This window comes from Acinetobacter sp. AB03, assembly GCF_058107045.1.
The window spans coordinates 2895233-2915285 of record NZ_JBUEBA010000002.1 but is presented as its reverse complement, the minus strand read 5'-3'; the positions used below and the strand labels follow the sequence as shown (position 1 = coordinate 2915285).

Here is a 20053-nt window from a genome sequence, read left to right as displayed (position 1 = left end):
TAAAAAATGATTAGACAGCGTCCTTATATTTCAAGTCAACCTTTGAGCCGATTTTGGCAATTTAGTCAATGCTGCACTTGCAGGTAAACCCAAACAGAATGAAAACTTGTGATGAAAAGCTGGAAATAGGACGTACTTTGCAGCCTATGTTACAATTTGCAGTCTAGACCGAATACCGGTCTTTTTCTTTTATTTCGTTTTCTTTGGTTTCCAGGTTTTCATATGATTAAGTGGATCATTCTGGCGATTTTTATTCTTTCTGCATTTTATATTCAGCAACGTGGGAAGGTTCGTCACTCGTTTTATCGTCAATTTTTCGATCATTCAACGATTCTTGCACCGATTAACTACCTCATGTACATGTTTTCAAAGGTGCCGAATCAGCCGTATATCGACACTCAGCATTTTCAAGACTTAAAAGTGTTGGATGAAAACTGGGAAATGATTCGTGATGAAGCAAAAGCTTTATATGAAAAAGGCGGAATTAAAGCATCGAGTAGTTATGATGACTTGGGGTTTAACTCCTTTTTCAAAACAGGCTGGAAGCGCTTTTATCTGAAATGGTATGACTCTGCGCATCCGTCAGCTGCTGAGCTTTGTCCAAAAACCACAACCTTGCTGAAAACCTTGCCGACCATTAAAGCCGCGATGTTTACCGAACTGGCACCAGACAGCCGTTTGGTTCGTCACCGTGACCCTTATGCGGGTTCATTGCGTTATCACTTGGGGCTGATCACACCGAATGATGACCGCTGCTTTATTGATGTGGATGGTCAGCGCTATTCATGGCGTGATGGTGAAAGTGTGGTCTTTGATGAAACTTATATTCACTATGCAGAAAATAAGACCGACCAAAACCGCATTATTTTCTTTGCCGATGTCGAGCGTCCATTAAAGACACGCTTTATGGAACGTTTCAATCACTGGTTTGGTAAAAAAGTGATGACCGCTGCCAGCTCTCCAAATGAAGCTGGGGATCAAACGGGTGGGCTGAATAAAGTCTTTGGTTCTGTCTATCAAGTGCGGATCAAAGCCAAAGCTTTGAAGAAAACCAACCGTCAACTGTACTACTGCTTAAAGTGGTTCCTGATGCTCGGAATTTTCTTTTTGATCTTTGTTCAACCTTATGTGTTTTAAAGCACATTAAACGCCCTGAGGGGCGTTTTTTATTTGGGCAGAAAAGGGGAAGCCTATCTGCCCTTTTGATTTTTCTATTTATTTCAAGGCTTACAGTGGATTCGAACCACGCATGGCTTTATGCTTTATCCAGTTAAAACTAAAAACAACATGAGCGCGTATCTGTGTCATTTTTTAAGATCGCGACCTATAACTTAGATAAGGCATGAGGTTTCAAGATGCAAAAGTTTCGTTCGAAGATGGACTGGTGGTTTTTGGGGTTTATTATTGCCATGTCAGGCCTGTTGGCCCAATTGATTTTGACCACCTATGGCAAAGGCATTTTGATGCAAAATCTTTTGTTCGTTGTGGTCTATGCTTTGACTATTGTTTTGCTGTGGTGGCCGCTGTGGAGTACCCGCTATGTGGTCGATCAGGAGCAACTGATGGTTCGCAGTCTCTGTTTTGAATGGATCATTCCCTTAAGCGCGATACAGTCGGTTTCTGAAACAGATAATTCCATCAGTTCACCAGCCTTGTCCTTAGATCGTCTAAAGATTGAATACTTGAAACAGGGCCAAACCAAAACCATTTTGGTGTCACCGAAAGACAAAGTAGCGTTTAAAGCTGCGTTAAAATTGTCATGAACACTGTCTGAGGCAAGTTGTATGCTTTACGGGCCTAAGCGAGTGAAAGCCTTGCTCAAATATGCCGTGAAGACTAAAGTAAAATAAACTTGAGTTCTGTTCATCCCACAAACCTCCACATGCAAAACGTCTACTTGCCGTTGAAGGATATTCTTATGAAGTCGTATCAATTGAGTCCGACACAAATTCAAACTTTAGTGCCGCATATGGGGAGTTGTATCGCTTCAGATATGATTACGGTGCAAGGCCTAAAAGTGGCCTATATGTACCGTGAAGAAGCACAATCTAGCGATGAAAGTGGTTGGGTGTTTTTATCGGGTGAAGAAGGAGATGACTATATTGAAGACCCTGAAAATTTAGGCCTTTATGAGGTCAATGTGATTGCCAATTATGATGCGGACATCATTGCTCACTTAAATGCACCTGCGGGAAGTCACTTTGCCCGCAATGAACAAGGTGTGTTTGAACGGATCGATTTTGAAGCGATGGATCTGGAGTAAGCCTTCAATCTCAGTATCAATGTCTTTTACCAGCGGACTGGTTTTGAAACGCACTTGTCATGTGCTTGAAATGCGTTAGACCTGCCCAATCTAAAAGACAGATCAAAGGTTAAGCCTAAGCAGAACAGTTGACGGCGAGCCGAGAAAATTAGGGAACCCTGTGAACGAAAACGCACGAGAACATATCGAAAAAATTTTAGCCAATATGACCACACTGCCGGGCGTTTATCGCATGCTCGGCAAAGACGGTGAACTGCTGTATGTGGGCAAAGCGAAAAATTTAAAAAATCGTGTTTCCAGTTATTTTGTCAAAACTATTGAGCACCCGAAGACGCAGGCTTTGGTGGCGCGTATTTATGACATCGAAACCTTAGTCGTTCGTTCCGAAACTGAAGCACTGCTGCTTGAACAAAACCTGATTAAGCTGCACCGTCCACCCTATAACATCATGCTTAGGGACGATAAGTCCTATGTGTATATCTTTGTCTCTGCCGACAAACCTTATCCACGGATTGCATCGGGTCGGGGCAAAGGCAAACACCAAGTTGGAAAGTTCTTTGGACCGTATCCGAGTGCTTATAATGCACGGGATACTTTGTTGGTTTTGCAAAAGCTGTTTAATGTTCGTCAGTGTGAAAATAGCTATTTTTCACAGCGTAAGCGTCCTTGTTTGCAGTATCAAATTAAACGTTGTTCAGCGCCATGTGTGGAACTCATTAGCCCTGAAGAGTATAAAAATGATGTCGATAACTCGATTCGTTTTTTACAAGGGGACACCAAAGAGCTGAATCAAGAACTGATTGCGAAAATGGAGCAAGCGGCCGAAGCCTTAGAGTTTGAAAAAGCGGTGTTTTACCGTGACCGTATGGCGCTGCTGCGGGATGTCCAGTCTCAACAAGCCATTTATAAGCTCAAAGGTGAGGCCGATATTTTAGCGATTGCCTATCAGGCAGGGGTAACATGTGTGCAGATCATGCATGTGCGCAACGGGAAAATGCTCGGAGGTAAAAGCTACTTCCCAGATATGCTCGGAGATGATTTGGGGCAAATGCTGGCCGACTTCATAGCAAACTTTTATTTCCAAGTGGCGGATGAAGTACCCAGTGAGTTGATTGTAAATGTCGAATTGCCCGATCGAAAAGAGCTGGAACAAGCGTTACAACAACAGTTTGATAAGAAAGTACAGATTAAACATAGCGTGCGTGAGACACGTGCAGAATGGTTAGAGCTGGCACAGATGAATGTGCAGCATGCGATCAAAGGGCAATTGGCCAATCACTTTGAACTGAATGAGCGTTTCCATCAACTTGAACAAGTGGTGGGACGTCCGATTGATCGGATCGAATGTTTTGACATCTCACATACCATGGGTGAAGAAACCGTGGCTTCCTGTGTGGTATTCGACAGTGGCGGCATTCGTAAGCGCGATTATCGTCAGTTTTCAATTCAAGACATTACCGCTGGTGATGACTATGCCGCAATGCGTCAAGCGCTGACCCGTCGTTATAAAAAAGCTATGCTGCCTGATTTACTGCTGATTGATGGTGGCAAAGGGCAGTTGCATATGGCGATGGAAGTCATGCAAGAGCTGGGTTTAGAGGCCTTTATTGTTGGGGTATCAAAAGGCGAGGGGCGTAAGCCGGGCCTTGAAACCCTACACTTTACCGATGGAACTAAAATTCAGTTGCCTGAAGATCATAAAGCATTGCATTTGATTCAACAGGTGCGTGATGAGGCACATCGGTTTGCGATTACTAAACACCGAGCTAAACGTGATAAAAAACGTGGTTCATCGATTTTGGAAGTGATTCCAGGTTTGGGTCCGAAACGCCGCCGCGATTTATTGACGCACTTTGGTGGGATTCAAGGGGTGTTGAAAGCCTCCGAAAAAGACTTAACCCTAGTCCCCGGTTTGGGTGAAGTGATGGCCCGTACTATTTATAAAGTTTTGCATGAGTAGAACCGCATCTACTACGATGGCAAAAGTGCTCATTGACGCATGGGTCATTGATCATTCACATTGGTTGAATTGTGTTGTAAAGATATAGACGGAATTTAAAACAAGGATGCCACATGTCGCTTCAACACAGTTATCAGGCTTTAGCAGAACAAGAATGGATTGATATTCCTACAGGCTGGTTACAAGGACGCACGATTTATGGTGGACTGGTCGCAGGTTTAATGATGCAAAAAGCATTGTTGACTCTTGCCGATGACACGAAGCATTTACTCAGTTGTAGCGTGACTTTTGTTGGCCCAGTACAACAGGCCAAAGTTCGTTTAACCAGCGAGATTCTACGTCAAGGCAAATCGGTGACGACCTTGGAAGTGCGTTTATGGCAAGATGATGCAGTTCAAAGCATTTTAGTGGCAAGCTTTGGGACACAGCGTGAATCAAGTATCCATGTGCATCAAGAACCTGTAGCGCCAGCATTTCCATCGGTTGATGGTCTTACAACAGCACCGCATCACCCGCTTGCGCCTGAGTGCTTTAAGCAGCTAGATATGGTTTGGGTGACAGGGCAGTATCCATGTACAGCCAGCCCAAAGCCTGACTTTTCTGGCTGGTATCGCTTTAATCCAGACTTACATGAAAATCGAGACATGACTGTAGCCGACCTTATGGTGTCGATGGACATTTGGCCACCAGGGGTGCTACCGATGTTTAAAAGTATGGCACCTGCCAGTTCGCTAACATGGCATTTGACCTATGTGCATCCGTTGAAAAATCAGTTACACGATTGGATGAAATACCACGTTGAAACGCAATATGCTGCGGGTGGATATTCCACCGAAGCCGCCTATTTGTGGGATGATCAGAATCGTTTAATTGCGATTTCACGTCAAACAGTTACCGTGTTTGCCTAGTGACACCTTAGGTCAATTCGTATAAAGTGGGCGCTATTAACGATGGATTAAACCTCAAAAAAGTGTGCATTTTCATCGTACATGAGGGAAACAACTGGCGGTGTTTATGACTACAGGTCGCATCCTGAATATTCCTAATATCTTGACCTTGGCGCGTATTGCCTTAATTCCGGTCTTTTTGTTGGTGGCCTATTGGCCCCCTGTAATGGGTATCGCTGAACAAGCGGTAACTATGTCTCGTCATATTTTGTTGACGTCTATTTTTGTCGTTGCAGCGGTGACAGATTGGTTCGATGGTTATTTGGCGCGGACTTTAAATCAGACCTCTGCATTTGGGCGTTTCTTAGACCCTGTTGCGGATAAATTGATGGTGGCAGCAGCACTGATCGTGTTGGTGCAGTGGAAACCAGAAATTTCGATGGCATTTGCGGCGATTGTAATTATTTCCCGTGAAATTACGGTGTCAGCACTGCGTGAATGGATGGCAGAGTTAGGCGCGCGTACCAATGTAGCCGTGTCTACGGTTGGGAAATATAAAACCGCTTTTCAAATGATTGCGATTACTGTGTTCTTACTGAATTGGCAGCCGCTTGAAATGTTGGCTTATGCATTGTTGTATACCGCGGTAATTTTGACTTTATGGTCGATGTTTATTTATCTCAAAGCGGCTTGGCCTTACTTAAAACAGCCTTGATTGTTAGATTTTTTAAGAAGCTCCTGCGGGAGCTTTTTTTGTATCTGAGATTCATTAGCTATGCGTTTCTTCCTCAGTATCATCTTCAAAAGTCTTGGCAATTTTTTCAATATTGAGGCTCTTGGCCATGGCATCGAAAATTTCCTTATAGACCCCATCCTGACGGTACAGCGCTTCATGTTCCCCATGTTCAGCAATACAACCTTCCTTCATGACATAGGTATAATCGGCATCTATAATTTGCGACAGACTATGCGAAATAATAATCACCGTTCGCCCTTGTTTGATCTCATCGAGGCTCTGTTTAATTTGCTCGCTAGCAATCGCATCGAGGCTGGCGGTTGGTTCATCCAGAAAAATAATCGGTGGGTTCTTGAGGAACATCCGTGCCAGCGCAATGCGTTGTTGTTGCCCGCCTGAAAGCATCAGTGCATCGGATTGGTAAGCTGCGGGTAACTGCAAAATTTGTTCATGAATAGAGGCTTTTTCTGCGGCAGCATAGACCTCTTCATCACTGGCATTGATTTTTCCATAGCGAATATTGTCTAAAATACTGCCTTGGAAAATGTGATTTTTCTGTAAGACGAGGCCAATGTGATCACGTAAATAGGCGGTGTCGATGTCTTGTAAATCAATTCCATCAAGCTCAATTTTTCCTGCATCAGGCTGATAAAATTTATCTAATAGGCTAATTAAAGTGGATTTTCCTGCACCAGATAAGCCCACCAACGCTGTAATTTTGTTGGGTCGAACTTCCATGTTGATTTGTTTTAAAGCGTGATGACCATTGGGGTAGAAAAAATCGACATTCTTTAGGCTGAATTTTCCCTGAATTGTGGGTTTGAGCGCACCACTTTGCTCGATTTCATCATCTGCTTCTAAAATTTTAAAAAAGCTTTCCGAATAAATCATTGCATCATTCACTTCATCATAAATACGGTGCAATGAACGAATTGGTGCAGAGACATTATTAAACAGCAAAATATGAAACATGATCATGCCGATGCTCATCTGTCCATCGAGCACAAAGTACGCCGTGAGGATGATGATCAGCACAATCCCGATTTGTTCAATAAAGGTCTTTAAGCCATCAAATAAAAAGCTGAGTTGACGCGTTTGCATCTGGTTATCGGTTAGTGCTTTTTGCAGTTTCAGTTGTTTGGTCGATTCAATGGACTCCCGGTTAAAGGACTTAATCACGCTAATCGACTGGATAATACTGAGAATGCCTTGGCTCTTTTTTTCACGGCCATCACGCAGGTTGCGTCGCCATCCCCCCAGTTTCTTAGCTTGTTGGAAGGTCAGCCAAAAGTAAATTGGGATAATACTGGTCGCCACCAAACCGACGTAGAAGTTGGCATAGTACATCAGCCCCAGTGCCACAATGGCACTGCTAAAAAGTGGCAAAATATCGATAAAAAAGATTTGTACCAGACGGGTGAGTGAGCCAATGCCACGGTCAATTCGCGTTTGTAGCTTACCTGCTTGGTTCTGATCGTCATTAAAAAAGGCCAAACGGTAGCTGAGAAATTTTTCGATAATGCTTTGCGCCAAGTCTTGCGATACCAGAATGCGGAGCTTTTCCCCATAAAACTTTTGACCAAACTGAACCAAGGCACTGATGATTTCTTTACTGAGTAAAATCACAGTAATGGTGATCAAAATATGGAGGCCTTCGGTCAGTCCTTGGCCTTGTTCGACCAGACGGTTGATACTGTCGACGGCATATTGCAAAGTCAGAGCATTAACCTGCGCGGTGAAGGAACCAATCAGCGTCAGGATCAAGGTCGCAATCACCAATATCCGATAGGGACGGACAAAGGGGTGAAGCTTTTGAAACAACTGCCAAAGGTTCATACATGCTTCTTTTTATTGTGAAAGTTCACATGAGTGTATGCATAAGGAGGCTAGGCGACAAGCTGTGACTTTGTTTTGATTTGTGTCGTTCTAAATTCAGTTAAACTGTTTGCAGAGGAGGAAAAGTCATGACCTTAAATCTGTTTAGTCCTGAACCGCAAGCAAACTTGCTCCCATTCGATGGGCAGGTGCAGGACTTGGGCTTGATTTTAACTGCGAAGCAAAGTGCGAAATATTTGGATTATTTTTTAGCACATTTGGCATGGCAACCTGACGAGGTCGTACTGTATGGCAAACGTTATGTCACGGAGCGAAAAGTGGTGTGGTATGGCGATGCCGAGTATGAATATCACTATTCGGGCAGTGCCAAGCAAGCACGGTTATGGAATCCAGCTTTGTTTCGTTTAAAACAACATATTGAGCAATTGGTGGGACATCCATTTAACTCATGCCTAGCTAATTTATATGAAAATGGCAGCCAAGCCGTCGGCTGGCATAGTGATGATGAGCCTTCACTACGTTCACCGCAGCAAGAAAATGTGGTGATTGCCTCACTCAGTTTTGGCGCAACCCGTAAGTTTTGCTTTAAGCACAAGTTTAAACAGGAAAAAGTCGGGCTGATGTTGCACAGCGGGCAATTGATCGTGATGCGTGGACAGACCCAGCGCTACTGGAAACATGCTTTGATGAAATCCAGCAAAATCACTGAGCCGCGTCTGAATTTAACCTTTCGCTATTTCTATCCAATGCTTCAACGCTAAGTAAAATTAAGCTTCAATATTATGCAATAGATGGCATTTCTGTTCGATCTGTAAGGCGCTATGTCTTAATATTTCAACCATTTTTTTCAGATCCACAAATTCAAACCGGTTTTTCGAAGCCAATAAGGTCAGTGCCAACGGTGTATCTTTGGGTGAAAATTTGACTGGTACAGACAGACTGGCTAGGTTGGGGTCAAACTCGCCATTGGAAAAATAATAGCCCTGTTTCTTAATGGCTTTCATTTTCTGTAAAAATTCATCTTGGCTCGCAGCAAAATTGACTTCGGCCAGCTGAGCCGAAAATTTTTGATAATATTCAATAATTTTAGCTTTGCTGAGCTGTGAAATCACCACTTTAGGCGATGAACCTAAATATACGGGACGTGGGCAACCACGCCCATAAGAAAATAACTCAAGGTCTTTAAAGACTTCACCATATAGGTCAATACAGTGCTCTGCGTTGAGCTGGGTGAGGATACAGCAAAACTCCGTTCGCTCAACGATGTCTTGCATAAAAGGAATGCTGATTTGTAAGAGTGGGTCTGTCGTTCGAGAGATATAGTCCAAAACAGCAATTTGAGAGCCTAAAGTATAGTCACCACTGGTTCCACTTAAGCGCTGTAAAAGTCCTGCGGATACCAATTCCTTTAAATAACGATAACTGGTGGGCTGTGATAGCCCCAGTTCGGCACTGATGATATCGACATTGATAATCGGGCGTGACACAGAAAAGAGGTCTAAGACAGTGAGAATTTTACCGAAACTTGAAAGTGCCATAAGAACCTACTTAGTCAAAATAAAAGCCATTTGAACGACAGTTACTATATAACAAAAACCCTAGACTCGACATGGCTTTCGTTCTGAGCGCATGGCTTTCGTGGACTTTTATCAGCATTTGTAACGCAATAAAAGGGGTGAAATATGATCTTAAAAAAATGTAAATTATCATATTAAGATATTTTAATTGACAAAAATCCATATTTTTGGAAAAATTATCATTATAAATGTCTTTTAATGAATAATGATTTTGTTATTTATTGAGCTATTTTCTTTCCTTTCAACATGGCGCTGTCTTTGACCATGTCTGTAAAAGACTTCATTTATTGAATTATTTTTTCATCCGTCTTCGCATGAGGTGAGGACGAAGTGATGCTGTTTGTCTGAGCAATGCTGTGTTGAAGAGTTGTTTAAATGTTGTCATTCAGCGCATTTAGAGATGAATTTATGTTCCTCACCAAACAGTTACTCGCATTCCGCCCAAATAAATTGGACTGGATTTTTGCGACGAAAACCTTTTTGGCAGGCATGCTTTCACTTTATGTCGCATTTTCATTAGATTTGGCTTATCCCATTTGGGCGATTGGAACGGTCTTCGTTATCGCAAACCCATATGCAGGAATGACTTCCTCAAAAAGTCTTTATCGAGTGTTGGGAACGTTGCTGGGAGCGATTGTTTCGATTGCAGTCACGCCAAACCTTATCAACACGCCTGAATTGTTCACATTATTTTTAGCCACATGGGTCGGGTTTTGTCTCTATTTTTCATTGTTGGATCGGACGCCGCGTAGCTATATTTTTATGTTGGCGGGCTATACCACGGTCATTATTTGCTACAACATTGTCTATAACATTGAAACCACTTCCATGTTTGATATGGCGATTGGTCGCTGCATTGAAATCACGGTGGGAGTACTGTGTAGTGCAGTGGTGAATGCGGTACTGTTTCCCATGCATATTGGTCCCGTAGTCAAAACCCGTGTTTCACAGACTTTTCAAGACACTCGAGCGGTTTTTGATCAGATCCTGACAGATGATGTTAAGGCCATTAATTACAGCACTACGCTTAGTCATATCACGCGGGATATTGCCGATATTCATGTGATGGCCGTGCACTTGAGCTATGAAAAATCAACCTTGCAGGGCATGACCAAACCGCTCCAAGAAATGCTGCATCAACTCAGTATGTTGGTGACAAACTTGGTGGCCATGGCCGAGCGAATTCAGCAGTTAGATCACATTGACTCACGCTACCGACCAGCTTTAGAAAAGGCGCATGTACAGATTGTAAAATTTTTACAAAGTGATCAGGTCATTTTAGAGCAGGACTTAAACCAGCTACCTGAGCAGTTTGAGTCGAGTTTTCAAGCCGTGTTTGACAGTGCCTTGCCACAGCAGCAAGTCATGTTGGTCAGTTTAAAAATGGATGTGCGTCATTTCACCCAAAATATACGCGCCATTAGGTTGATTTGGCAGCGTATCCAACAGGGGGATGACAGCTTACCCGCAATAGTGACCCCAATTAGTACAAACTATCCCAACTTACATCGAGATCATGGCGTAGCCGTGCGTGGCGGCATTTCAGCTTTTATTGTGGTGCTTGTGGCGACTGGTTTTTGGATTATCAGTGGTTGGAAAGCCGGTTTTATGATGGCAGAGATGGCCGCTATTTGTGCCTGTATTCTGACCAGTATGGACAATCCTGTTCCTGCCTTAAAAATCTTTATCCGTGCCAGTCTGTATGCGGCGATTATTGTCTTTATTTATGCTTATGGCATCTTCCCACACATCAGCGCTTTTTGGATGTTGGCTGTGGTGTTGGCCCCTTTTTGTATGTACTGTCTGATGCTGTTTTTACATCCGCCGCTCACAGGTTTGGCGCTACCTTTGATAATGGGTGTGGTCATGGGCTTAAATCTGCAAAACCGTTATCACCTTGACCAAGTGATGTTTTTTGATGCATCGATTGGGACGGTGCTTGGCCCCATCATTTCTGTCTATGTGATTCACTTGGTGCGTGCGATGTCGCCGGACATTACAGCCAAGCGAATCCTGTCTTTACATTATAAAGCGATACGACAAGCGCTTTATCTACCTTATGGGGTGGAATTTAGAGTGCATTTGCGCAGTATGTTGGATCGGATAGGCGTACTGAATACCAAGTTGGTACAGTCCGATCGTTTGAAGCAAAAAATTAATTTGGCCCTGATTGAATCCAGTGCGGTGATTGATTTAACTCGGGTGCAAGAACTGATTGAAAAAATGCCTGTGCAGGCCTTGATCACGCTACATCTACAAGAACTACAAAGCCAAATGGATGCTTATTTTCACGCGAAAGAATTAGACCATAGCGACCTACAGGTCAGAAAACATATTTTGGACAAAATTCAGATCATTCAGGCCGAGCTTATACAGCTGCAAGACCTAAGCATTGCTCGGCGTTTACAAGTTTCACTGAATAATATTCAAAGCAGTCTCTGTCATGCGACATGGGACGAAATGTCTCAAGTCAGTTTGATGGGAGCATAACGATGGGTGAACTTAATATCTATGGTGTGTATGTGCCAGTTTTGGCCATTCAGGCGGTATTGGCCTACATCGTATTAAAGTTACTCATGCGGGTGACCGATCCTTGGGTCGACAAAGGCTGGATTTTTTTACCCAGTATTTTTTATTTATGCCTCTACATTACAGTGCTTGGCATGGTCCATTGGGGTTTTATCGTGAGCTTTGCCTAAGCGCACATCTGATTGAAATGAATGAGGTAAAAGAAATGGCATCCTTTGATTGGCGTAAACTGAGCCGTCCCATCACTTTAGTACTGATTGCGGGTATTGCGATCGCGGTGCTCGTGCATCTTTGGCATTATTATAATGCTGAACCGTGGACACGTGATGGGCGGGTTCGTGGCGATGTGATTCAAGTGTCTTCCGATGTATCGGGCTTAGTCACAGAAGTTTTAGTGCATGATAATCAAAGTGTTAAACAAGGTCAGGTGCTGTTTAAAATTGATGTGGCGCGTCAGGCACTTGATGTGGAACAAGCCAAATCAGACTTGGCTAAAGCTAAAGCCAGTTTGGCTGCTGCCGAAGCTGAGCTGTTTCAAAGCAAAGCCAATTTGACCAAATCACAAGCCAATAGTCACTTGGCCGATAAAAATGCAGAACGCTATGCAAATTTGATGGATGGTGCTATTTCAAAGCAAGAACAAGATCAGATGTTTGCCGTACGAGATCAATCGCATGCCGAACATGAACAAATGCAAGCGGCGATTCAGCAGGCCAAAGCCAATATTGCGCAGCAACAGGCGTTAATCGATGTAGCTACCAGTAATTTACATTTGGCTGAATTAAACTTGAACCGTTCCGAAGTGGTGGCACCAGCCGATGGCACACTGTCTAATTTTGAGATGAAAGCAGGAAATTATGTCAAAGTGGGGCAGGCGGTAGCGGCATTATTAGATCGCTCACAGCTTTATGTGGTCGGTTATTTTGAAGAAACCAAGTTAAATAAAATATATTTGGGTGCGCCCGCTACTGTACAGTTGATGGGGGACTCAAACATATTGAAAGGACATGTGCAGGGGATTGCTTCAGGCATTGAAGATCGTGAACGAACTACAAGTACAGGTTTATTGGCCAATGTAAACCCAACCTTTAGTTGGGTGCGTTTAGCGCAGCGCGTTCCTGTGAAAATTGCACTGGATGAGATTCCGAAAAATGAATTGGCCTTTGTCGCTGGGCGAACCGTGACGGTACATATTACCGAGTCACAGCACTAAATTGACCTCTGTTCATTTCAAAAAAAAGCATCCGATGAGAATGCTTTTTTTAGAACGCTATTTGCTGTGTTGAGATACAACTCCAGCCATAAAACCCATGTCATCTATTTTAAGAAAGCCTCGTTAAGGCGTAAGACCTTCAGGATCGCGATACCAGCTTTCAATAAACAAGGTTGCAGCAAGGCTATCAGCAGAAAGTTTTTTGCCTCGGCCTTGTGCATGATAGTGGCTCAGCTCATCACGGGCTGCACGAGTACTTAAGCGTTCATCCACCATCCATGTTTCAATATTGGTTTGATGACGTAAACGACGTGCGAACTTACGTGCTCGAGCAGATAATTCCGACTCGCTATCATCCATATTGAGTGGTAATCCGACTAAAAATACATTGGGTTGATATTGCTTAATAATTTTATGCAGTTCATCCCAATTGGGGATGCCATCTTTCATGGGAAACAAAGCCAAAGGTGTTGCACTTTCAATCAGTGCTTGACCGACTGCCATGCCCATTTTTTGTGTACCAAAATCAAATGCCATAATCATTTGGGGCGTGTTTAAATCAGGCATGTCCAATCTCAGAAGACAACCATGTTCGATCCAGCCCGAGCTTTTTATAGGCAGCATCCCAACGGTCGTCATAAGGAATATTAAAAATCAAATCCATATCAGCATCGCAGACTAGCCAATCACCACGAGACAGCTCATCTTCCAATTGGTTTTTGGTCCAACTGGTATAGCCCAAAGCAATTTGATAGCGACCCACACCTTCATTATGCGCAATCGCATCTAAAATATCTTTAGACGTGGTGATACAGATATTTTCGCCCACCGCAATGGAAGAGTGCCATGTCGGCTGACCCGTATGTAAGACAAAGCCAGCTTCTGGACGCAAAGGCCCACCTTGGAGAACATCATGTGGTCGTACGTGATCGGCTTCAATTTCAAGATCATTGAGCAGTTCTTTGACTGAAAGTCCTGAAGGGCGGTTGATGATGATGCCTTGAGCACCTTCCTCATCGTGTCGGGCCAAATAAATCACGGTATGGGCAAAGACTTCATCTGCCATATCGGGTGGGGCAATGAGACAGCGATGCGTCAGATATTGTTTGCTCACCTAAAGGCTTCTCCTTGAAATTAAAATGCTTCTAGTCAAATGTTGTTATCTACCACGTTACTAGACTAATGCACTTTCTCCAAATCTTTTTTTGTGATCCAGTCTACATAAATTAGGCGGATTGAAACTTCAACTGACGTAATTGCTTGGCATGTTGTAATGTAGTGTCATTGATTTCAACGCCGCCTGTCATACGTGCGAGTTCATCGATACGCTCATCTTCTTCTAAGTTTAAAATGGTGCTACTGGCAGGGTCAGTCTGACGTTTTTTCACCAACAAGTGCTGGTCAGACTGTGCTGCAACTTGAGCTTGGTGGGTAATACACAGAATTTGCACATGCGAACCCAAGTCGGCCAAGAGACGACCGACAATTTCCGCCGTGCCACCACTAATGCCGACGTCAATTTCATCGAAGACTAAAACTTCAGCTTCGGTTTTTTCAGCATTCATCACTTGCATCACCAACGCGATACGTGACAACTCTCCGCCTGAAGCAACTTTGGCTAATGGTTGTGGTGGAATGCCTTTGTTGGCGGTGAACAGTAATTGGATAAAACTTAGGCCTTCACTAGAAACTTGCTCCATTGGTTCAAACTTAAACTCAAAGTGTGCTTCAGGCAGAGCCAATTGTTTGACCTGTTCGGTTAAATGTTTTGCCAATGGTGCGGCTGCATCGCGACGAATTTGGTCGAGGTGCTGGGCTTTATTTAACAGGTCCTGATGCGAGACTTCAACTTGCTCAGCTAGTGTTTCTGGGTCTTCTAATAAATGGAGTTGTGCCAGTTCAGATAGCCATTGTTCATGTTCTTGTTTTAAGTGTTCTGGCTGCGTGCGGTACTTACGGGCAAAACGGTGGAACATCTCAAGTTGGGTGTTTAACTCTTCCATGCGTTCTGGGTCATAACTTTGACGGTCAATAAACTGACGTAGATTGGCCGTGGCATCGTCAAGCTCACTTTGTGCATTCAGCAAAGACGTATGAATCTCGGCCAATTGTTCACTGCGTCCTGCATGTGACTCTAAGCGGCGAATAATACTGGAAATTTCTTGATTAATATTTTGTTCAGCATCATCTAAGGCCGTAACGGCATAACTACAGTCCTGCATGATATTTTCATGATGAGACAGGCGGTCGAACTCTTGTTCAATCTCTTTATAGTCGATTTGCACCACATCTTCGAGTTCTTCTAATTGTAAACTCAAAGTATCCATACGTTGTTTACGCGTGGCTTGAGCATCCAATGCGGCTTGGTGCTGACGAATGTCTTTTTGCCATGTGCTATAGGCTTCACGCACAGCTTGCGCTTCTGGGTAGAAGTTATGATAGAGGTCTAACCAGCGTCTTGGATAAGGCGGTTCTAATAGCTGTTGTTGACTGTGTTGGCTATACAGTTGTACCAGCAAACGCCCGATTTCTTTCAATTCAGCTAAGCTGCTCGGACGACCATTAATCCATGCTTTACTGCGGCCAGTGGCAAAGATCACACGTCTTAAATGAATTTCGCCTGACTCATCATCTAACTCATGTGCCTTTAACCATAGGGCTTCAGGGCTATGCTCTTGATAGCTGAAAATAGCCGTGACATCGGCTTTATCTGAACCGAAACGGACATAGTTGGTGTCGGTCCGTTCTCCCAGACAGGCGGACAGTGCATCTAGCAATAATGATTTGCCTGCACCTGTTTCCCCAGTCAGGACATTAAAACCTTGATCGATATCAAGTGCTAAGTGATCGGCTAAAGCAAAATTAATTAAAGTTAAATGTGTCAGCATAAACGCATCCGAGCTGCGAAAAGTTTTAGTTTAAGATAGTGAAGTTTTATTCAGCCGACAAGACGGCAACGCTATTCGTTTTGTGCAAAGTCGGCTTATTTTAGCGTGAATCTGAAAGTCGACCTAGCAGATTTTTTTAATCCGACTGTTATAGCAAACACAGCACAAACTTGTGGGTATGCGGTGTATACAGAAAGAGCACGACTCAGGGAACGGATCGCATTGGCAAAAAACACGCCAAAATGGGCTAGAAATTGAGGCAATTGTACGATGGTCGGACTTTAACAAAATATTGATTGAGGGGAATAAAACATCGATTGATTAGTTAATCGCACATCTTTAAACTAGCGAATCAATACGAATATAAATGCGCATTATCTGGAGTGTACGCATGTCAACTCAGTTCGACCATGTCTCTGTCATTAAAAAATCCAATGTTTATTTTGGCGGTTTATGCATCAGTCATACTGTGCAATTTGAAGATGGTACCAAAAAAACGTTAGGGGTCATTCTTCCGACAGAGCAAGCTTTGACGTTTGAAACACATGTAGCAGAGCGTATGGAAATTATTTCAGGCGAATGTCGTGTACAAATTGCTGACAGCGAAGAGAGCGAATTGTTCCGCGCAGGTCAGTCTTTTTATGTGCCTGGCAATAGTCGTTTTAAAATTGAAACCGACGACGTATTGGACTACGTGTGCCATTTAGAAGGCTAAGCTTTCAACCGATACTCGCCAAGTAATTTCGAGCGAAATCGGTTAAACTATCTGTTGCACAGCAATCCTGTAAAGTCAGCTTTACAGGATTTTTATTTTGGCACATCGTGTCGATGGTCATTTATCTTTTTAGAGGTCCTACATGGCTAAACCTGAATATTTCTATGGCGTTCATTCGGTGGAGTCATTGTTGGAACTTGAACCTGAACGCGTACTAACGCTTTTTACTTTAAAAGGGCGTGATGACCAGCGTTTAAAGCGTGTACTTGAGTTGGCTGAACCTTTTGGTATTAGCGTACAACAAACGGGTCGTGATCGATTAGAAAAAATGGCGGGCTTGCCATTTCACCAAGGCGTTGTGGCAGCGGTCCGTCCTAATCCAGTTTTCAATGAAAAAGATTTAGAAGCCTTACTGAAGCAATCGCCAAATTGTTTATTGCTGGGTTTAGATCAAGTCACCGATCCGCATAACCTCGGCGCATGTATCCGTACCGCGGCTGCAATGGGCGTTGAGGCCGTGATTGTGCCTCGTGATCGTTCTGCAAGTTTGACCCCGACCGCGCGCAAAGTCGCGGCAGGTGGTGCTGAAAAAGTCAAATTTATCCAAGTGACCAATTTGGCTCGGACTTTAGCGCAAATTAAAGATGAGTTTAATGTGCGTGTGGTTGGTACCATGTTGGATGAAAAAGCCTTGCCGCTACAACAGTTCGATTTTACTGGAACGGCTGTATGTGTGGTGATGGGTGCTGAAGATACTGGTCTGCGTCCAATTACCCAGTCACAATGCGATCAAACGGTTTATATTCCTATGGCAGGCAATCTACAAAGTTTGAATGTCAGTGTAGCAACGGGTATGGCTTTGTATGAAGCATGCCGTCAACGTAATGTCTAAGATTTTTTAATTCCCAATTTAATTTAAGCCCAATGATGACCCCTCAAAAACAAGGCTATGTATTTATTGCCATCACCATGTGTATTTGGGGGGGATTTACCTTAACGGCGCGGCTCAGTGCCAATTGGGGTATTGGTGCGTGGGATATTACCGCCTTACGTTTTCTCTTGGCGTTTTGCATCTTAATGCCAATCTTGATCTATAAAAAAGATACCGCGTTTTTGTGGAAGAAAGAGCCTTTTATTTTGGCGATGATTGGTGGGGTGTGTTACTGCATCACCGCTTATAGCGCTTTTCATTATGTGCCTGCGGCACATGCTGCGATCTTTCTCAATGGCTGCATTCCGCTTTGCACGGCTGTCGCAGCTTATCTGCTATTTCGACAACCGTTTGACCGGCATACTTGGCTCAGTCTCAGTATTATGTTACTCGCACTGACGGCCATGAGTGGGTTGATGTATCAAGAAACAGGTATCGCCTTTAGTTTGGGTGATGGCTTGTTTTTCCTCAGTGCTGTGCTGTGGGGAACATTTACCGTTTTATTAAGACAGTGGAAACTGTCGGCATGGCACTCCATGGCAGGTGTTGCGATTTGGGCTGCGATTGTTTTTGTGCCAATTTATGTTTTATTCCTCCCCAAAACCCTAGCGCATGTGCAACCTGTGCAATTGATTGCTCAGGTGGTATTTCATGGCGTGTTTGTGGTCATCGTGGCGACCCTCACTTATGTGGAAGCCATTAAGCGTTTGGGGGCATTTAAAACAGGCAGTATTGTGACGTTGGCGCCTTTTATTGCTGCGATTATTGCGGTTCCTTTGCTCAATGAACCTTTGAGTGTTGCCATTTTATGTGGGCTTGTGGGGATGGGGATTGGTGCCTTGCAGCCTTGGCGCTGGATACGCAAGGACAGTTTGAAAGCCCAACTCGTGCAACAAAAAAAGCAGTCATAATAGACTGCTTTTTTTAGACTTCTGAATGGGCCAAATACTTTAAATGCAACGGTCTGAGTTGTGCGTATAAGTGTTCCAAGTGTCCATCATTTAGCACAATATCATCGGCCAACGCTTGTTTTTGTTCACGAGACATTTGCGCTTTAATGATGGTTTGAATTTGCTCAATGGTTTGATGGTCGCGCTGCGAAGCACGAAGAATCTGGATATCAATTGAAGCATCGATCAGAAGCGTATGTTGCGTCAGTTCATGCTGATTGGTTTCAAAAAGTAGCGGTGAAACCAAAATCGCATAAGGGCTGGTCGCAGCTTGTAATTGTTGCATGATGGACTGACGAATTGCAGGGTGGGTGATCTTTTCCAATTGCTTACGGGCAGACGGGTCCTGAAAAATGTGTTCACGTAAAGCGCGTCGATTCAGTTCGCCATTGTCCAGTAAGGCCCACTCGCCGAAGCTGCTTCGAATTTGCTGAAGCGCAGGCTGACCTACAGCAACAATTTCTCGAGCAACGACATCGGCATCAACCACTTGTATGCCTTGTTGTTCAAACCAGTGGCTTGCCGCAGATTTTCCACTGCCAATCCCACCCGTCAGGCCTAAAATAAATGACATATTATTTTAATTGCCTAAGTAAATTTTCATAATTTGTTCGCCCCACAAAAAGGCAATCCAACCTGCGATGGCAATGTACGGGCCAAAAGCAAAAGGCTGATTTTCTTTACGCACTTTGAGCAGGATGATGCCGATAATGGCGCCTACGAAAGAAGAAAGTAGCACAATCAGTGGTAGTAGCAAAGGACCCATCCATGCGCCTAAAGCAGCAAGTAACTTAAAGTCACCATAACCCATACCTTCCTTGCCTGTGATGAGCTTAAACAGATAGTAGACAATCCATAAGCATAAGAAACCAATGATGTAACCCCAAATGGCCGCTGTCGGTGTGGTGTAAATCGCATAACTATTGACCCCTAAACCCAGACCTGCAAGGGTGAGGGTATAGCGATCAGGTAAAAGTTGAGTGTCAAAATCAATAAAAGTTAAGGTGATTAAAATGTACGTGAGTACGAGACCGAACAGCATTTGGACTGTTGGACCAAAGACTGCAACCACGACCAATGCACAAATGGCGGTCAGGAGTTCAATCGCAGGGTAGCGAATGCTGATCGGGTTATGACAAGTGCCACACTTTCCTCGTAGCAGTAACCAGCTAATTACAGGGACATTTTGATACCAGCGTATGGCACTTTTGCATTTGGGGCAGGTCGAGGCAGGCTTGCTCAACGAGAGTTTCGTTTCATCAATAATAGGCTGTTCAGGATGAAGCAGAAGTTGGCAGTCGGTGCGCCATTCTTGTTCCATCATTTTTGGCGTGCGATAGATCACTACATTCAGGAAACTACCAATGCACAAACTAAAAACTCCAACGGCGAAATAAAGCGCCATTGGAGTATTGATCAGATAGGAAATTATTTCTTGCATTAAACCACAGAACCCATTTGGAAGATTGGTAGATACATGGCAATCACTAGGCCACCCACAAGTACACCCAAGACCGCCATGATCAGAGGTTCCATCATTGCCGTTAAGCCATCCACCGCATTATCGA

At 43.7% G+C, this 20053-nt stretch carries 20 protein-coding genes and 1 pseudogene; 13 read left to right on the top strand and 8 right to left on the bottom strand.

Annotated elements, in window-relative coordinates; genetic code table 11:
* Positions 1 to 222: 222 nt before the first annotated feature.
* The 6 genes from lpxO (at position 223) to pgsA (ending at position 5825) form a co-directional block, all read left to right on the top strand.
* On the top strand, positions 223 to 1137 hold the full coding sequence (gene lpxO, locus ACY3FQ_RS14645) for a lipid A hydroxylase LpxO (RefSeq protein WP_279044882.1): 915 nt from the start codon (positions 223 to 225) through the stop codon (positions 1135 to 1137).
* A 218-nt stretch (positions 1138 to 1355) separates the two neighbouring features.
* Entirely contained in the window at positions 1356 to 1763 is a 408-nt protein-coding gene (locus ACY3FQ_RS14640) for a PH domain-containing protein (RefSeq protein ID WP_489774278.1), read from the top strand.
* A gap of 155 nt (positions 1764 to 1918) precedes the next feature.
* The gene (locus ACY3FQ_RS14635) at positions 1919 to 2263 is read left to right on the top strand and encodes a DUF2185 domain-containing protein (protein WP_078390040.1); all 345 of its coding nucleotides are present in this window, start codon (positions 1919 to 1921) and stop codon (positions 2261 to 2263) included.
* Between the two features lie 160 nt (positions 2264 to 2423).
* Positions 2424 to 4223 (top strand): excinuclease ABC subunit UvrC, encoded by a 1800-nt coding sequence (gene uvrC / locus ACY3FQ_RS14630; RefSeq protein WP_489774277.1) that lies wholly within the window; start codon positions 2424 to 2426, stop codon positions 4221 to 4223.
* A 113-nt stretch (positions 4224 to 4336) separates the two neighbouring features.
* Positions 4337 to 5131, top strand: a complete 795-nt coding sequence (locus ACY3FQ_RS14625) for a thioesterase family protein (RefSeq protein ID WP_148826870.1) — start codon at positions 4337 to 4339, stop codon at positions 5129 to 5131.
* A gap of 106 nt (positions 5132 to 5237) precedes the next feature.
* Positions 5238 to 5825: a CDP-diacylglycerol--glycerol-3-phosphate 3-phosphatidyltransferase gene (gene pgsA, locus ACY3FQ_RS14620; RefSeq protein ID WP_224216459.1), complete on the top strand. Its 588-nt coding sequence runs from the start codon at positions 5238 to 5240 to the stop codon at positions 5823 to 5825.
* Between the two features lie 54 nt (positions 5826 to 5879).
* Here pgsA and ACY3FQ_RS14615 read toward each other — a convergent pair whose 3' ends face one another.
* Positions 5880 to 7682, bottom strand: a complete 1803-nt coding sequence (locus ACY3FQ_RS14615; protein ID WP_489774275.1) for an ABC transporter ATP-binding protein — start codon at positions 7680 to 7682, stop codon at positions 5880 to 5882.
* Positions 7683 to 7810: 128 nt separating this feature from the next.
* On the opposite strand from ACY3FQ_RS14615, the gene ACY3FQ_RS14610 reads away from it, so the two are divergent.
* On the top strand, positions 7811 to 8443 hold the full coding sequence (locus tag ACY3FQ_RS14610; protein WP_125273383.1) for an alpha-ketoglutarate-dependent dioxygenase AlkB family protein: 633 nt from the start codon (positions 7811 to 7813) through the stop codon (positions 8441 to 8443).
* A gap of 6 nt (positions 8444 to 8449) precedes the next feature.
* Here the strand turns inward: ACY3FQ_RS14610 and ACY3FQ_RS14605 are convergent, their stop codons facing one another.
* Positions 8450 to 9220 (bottom strand): IclR family transcriptional regulator, encoded by a 771-nt coding sequence (locus tag ACY3FQ_RS14605; RefSeq protein WP_004692725.1) that lies wholly within the window; start codon positions 9218 to 9220, stop codon positions 8450 to 8452.
* 447 nt (positions 9221 to 9667) lie between these two features.
* On the opposite strand from ACY3FQ_RS14605, the gene ACY3FQ_RS14600 reads away from it, so the two are divergent.
* Genes ACY3FQ_RS14600 through ACY3FQ_RS14590 form a run of 3 tightly spaced genes read left to right on the top strand, consistent with a single transcriptional unit; the run spans position 9668 to position 13001 of the window.
* Positions 9668 to 11749: an FUSC family protein gene (locus tag ACY3FQ_RS14600; RefSeq protein ID WP_178895942.1), complete on the top strand. Its 2082-nt coding sequence runs from the start codon at positions 9668 to 9670 to the stop codon at positions 11747 to 11749.
* Positions 11750 to 11751: 2 nt separating this feature from the next.
* Positions 11752 to 11958 (top strand): DUF1656 domain-containing protein, encoded by a 207-nt coding sequence (locus ACY3FQ_RS14595; protein WP_159152940.1) that lies wholly within the window; start codon positions 11752 to 11754, stop codon positions 11956 to 11958.
* Positions 11959 to 11993: 35 nt separating this feature from the next.
* Complete coding sequence (locus tag ACY3FQ_RS14590) at positions 11994 to 13001, top strand: HlyD family secretion protein (RefSeq protein ID WP_062035180.1); 1008 nt, start codon at positions 11994 to 11996, stop codon at positions 12999 to 13001.
* Positions 13002 to 13124: 123 nt separating this feature from the next.
* On the opposite strand, the gene ruvX is transcribed toward ACY3FQ_RS14590, so the two are convergent.
* The 3 genes from ruvX to recN form a co-directional block, all read right to left on the bottom strand.
* Positions 13125 to 13568, bottom strand: coding sequence for a Holliday junction resolvase RuvX (gene ruvX, locus ACY3FQ_RS14585; RefSeq protein WP_062035179.1), 444 nt, complete (start codon positions 13566 to 13568; stop codon positions 13125 to 13127).
* Positions 13561 to 14115: a YqgE/AlgH family protein gene (locus tag ACY3FQ_RS14580; protein WP_004692720.1), complete on the bottom strand. Its 555-nt coding sequence runs from the start codon at positions 14113 to 14115 to the stop codon at positions 13561 to 13563. Before ACY3FQ_RS14580 ends, ruvX begins: the two co-directional genes overlap by 8 nt.
* A gap of 112 nt (positions 14116 to 14227) precedes the next feature.
* On the bottom strand, positions 14228 to 15889 hold the full coding sequence (recN, locus tag ACY3FQ_RS14575; RefSeq protein WP_489774274.1) for a DNA repair protein RecN: 1662 nt from the start codon (positions 15887 to 15889) through the stop codon (positions 14228 to 14230).
* A 391-nt stretch (positions 15890 to 16280) separates the two neighbouring features.
* Between recN and ppnP the strand changes: the two genes are divergently transcribed.
* From ppnP to ACY3FQ_RS14560, 3 genes are all read left to right on the top strand, one after another.
* Positions 16281 to 16604: a pyrimidine/purine nucleoside phosphorylase gene (gene ppnP, locus ACY3FQ_RS14570; protein ID WP_125280995.1), complete on the top strand. Its 324-nt coding sequence runs from the start codon at positions 16281 to 16283 to the stop codon at positions 16602 to 16604.
* A 142-nt stretch (positions 16605 to 16746) separates the two neighbouring features.
* Positions 16747 to 17496 carry a 23S rRNA (guanosine(2251)-2'-O)-methyltransferase RlmB gene (gene rlmB / locus ACY3FQ_RS14565; protein WP_004692717.1) on the top strand — a complete coding sequence of 250 codons (750 nt, stop codon included), beginning with the start codon at positions 16747 to 16749 and terminating at the stop codon, positions 17494 to 17496.
* A 32-nt stretch (positions 17497 to 17528) separates the two neighbouring features.
* Positions 17529 to 18446, top strand: coding sequence for a DMT family transporter (locus ACY3FQ_RS14560; RefSeq protein ID WP_489774272.1), 918 nt, complete (start codon positions 17529 to 17531; stop codon positions 18444 to 18446).
* A 13-nt stretch (positions 18447 to 18459) separates the two neighbouring features.
* Here the strand turns inward: ACY3FQ_RS14560 and coaE are convergent, their stop codons facing one another.
* The 3 genes and pseudogenes from coaE to ACY3FQ_RS14545 all read right to left on the bottom strand — a co-directional run.
* Positions 18460 to 19059 carry a dephospho-CoA kinase gene (gene coaE / locus ACY3FQ_RS14555; protein WP_178928559.1) on the bottom strand — a complete coding sequence of 200 codons (600 nt, stop codon included), beginning with the start codon at positions 19057 to 19059 and terminating at the stop codon, positions 18460 to 18462.
* Between the two features lie 6 nt (positions 19060 to 19065).
* Positions 19066 to 19926, bottom strand: coding sequence for a prepilin peptidase (locus ACY3FQ_RS14550; RefSeq protein ID WP_218288793.1), 861 nt, complete (start codon positions 19924 to 19926; stop codon positions 19066 to 19068).
* Positions 19926 to 20053 (bottom strand): annotated as a pseudogene (locus ACY3FQ_RS14545) (type II secretion system F family protein); the annotation flags it as partial. The gene ACY3FQ_RS14550 and the pseudogene ACY3FQ_RS14545, both read right to left, overlap by 1 nt.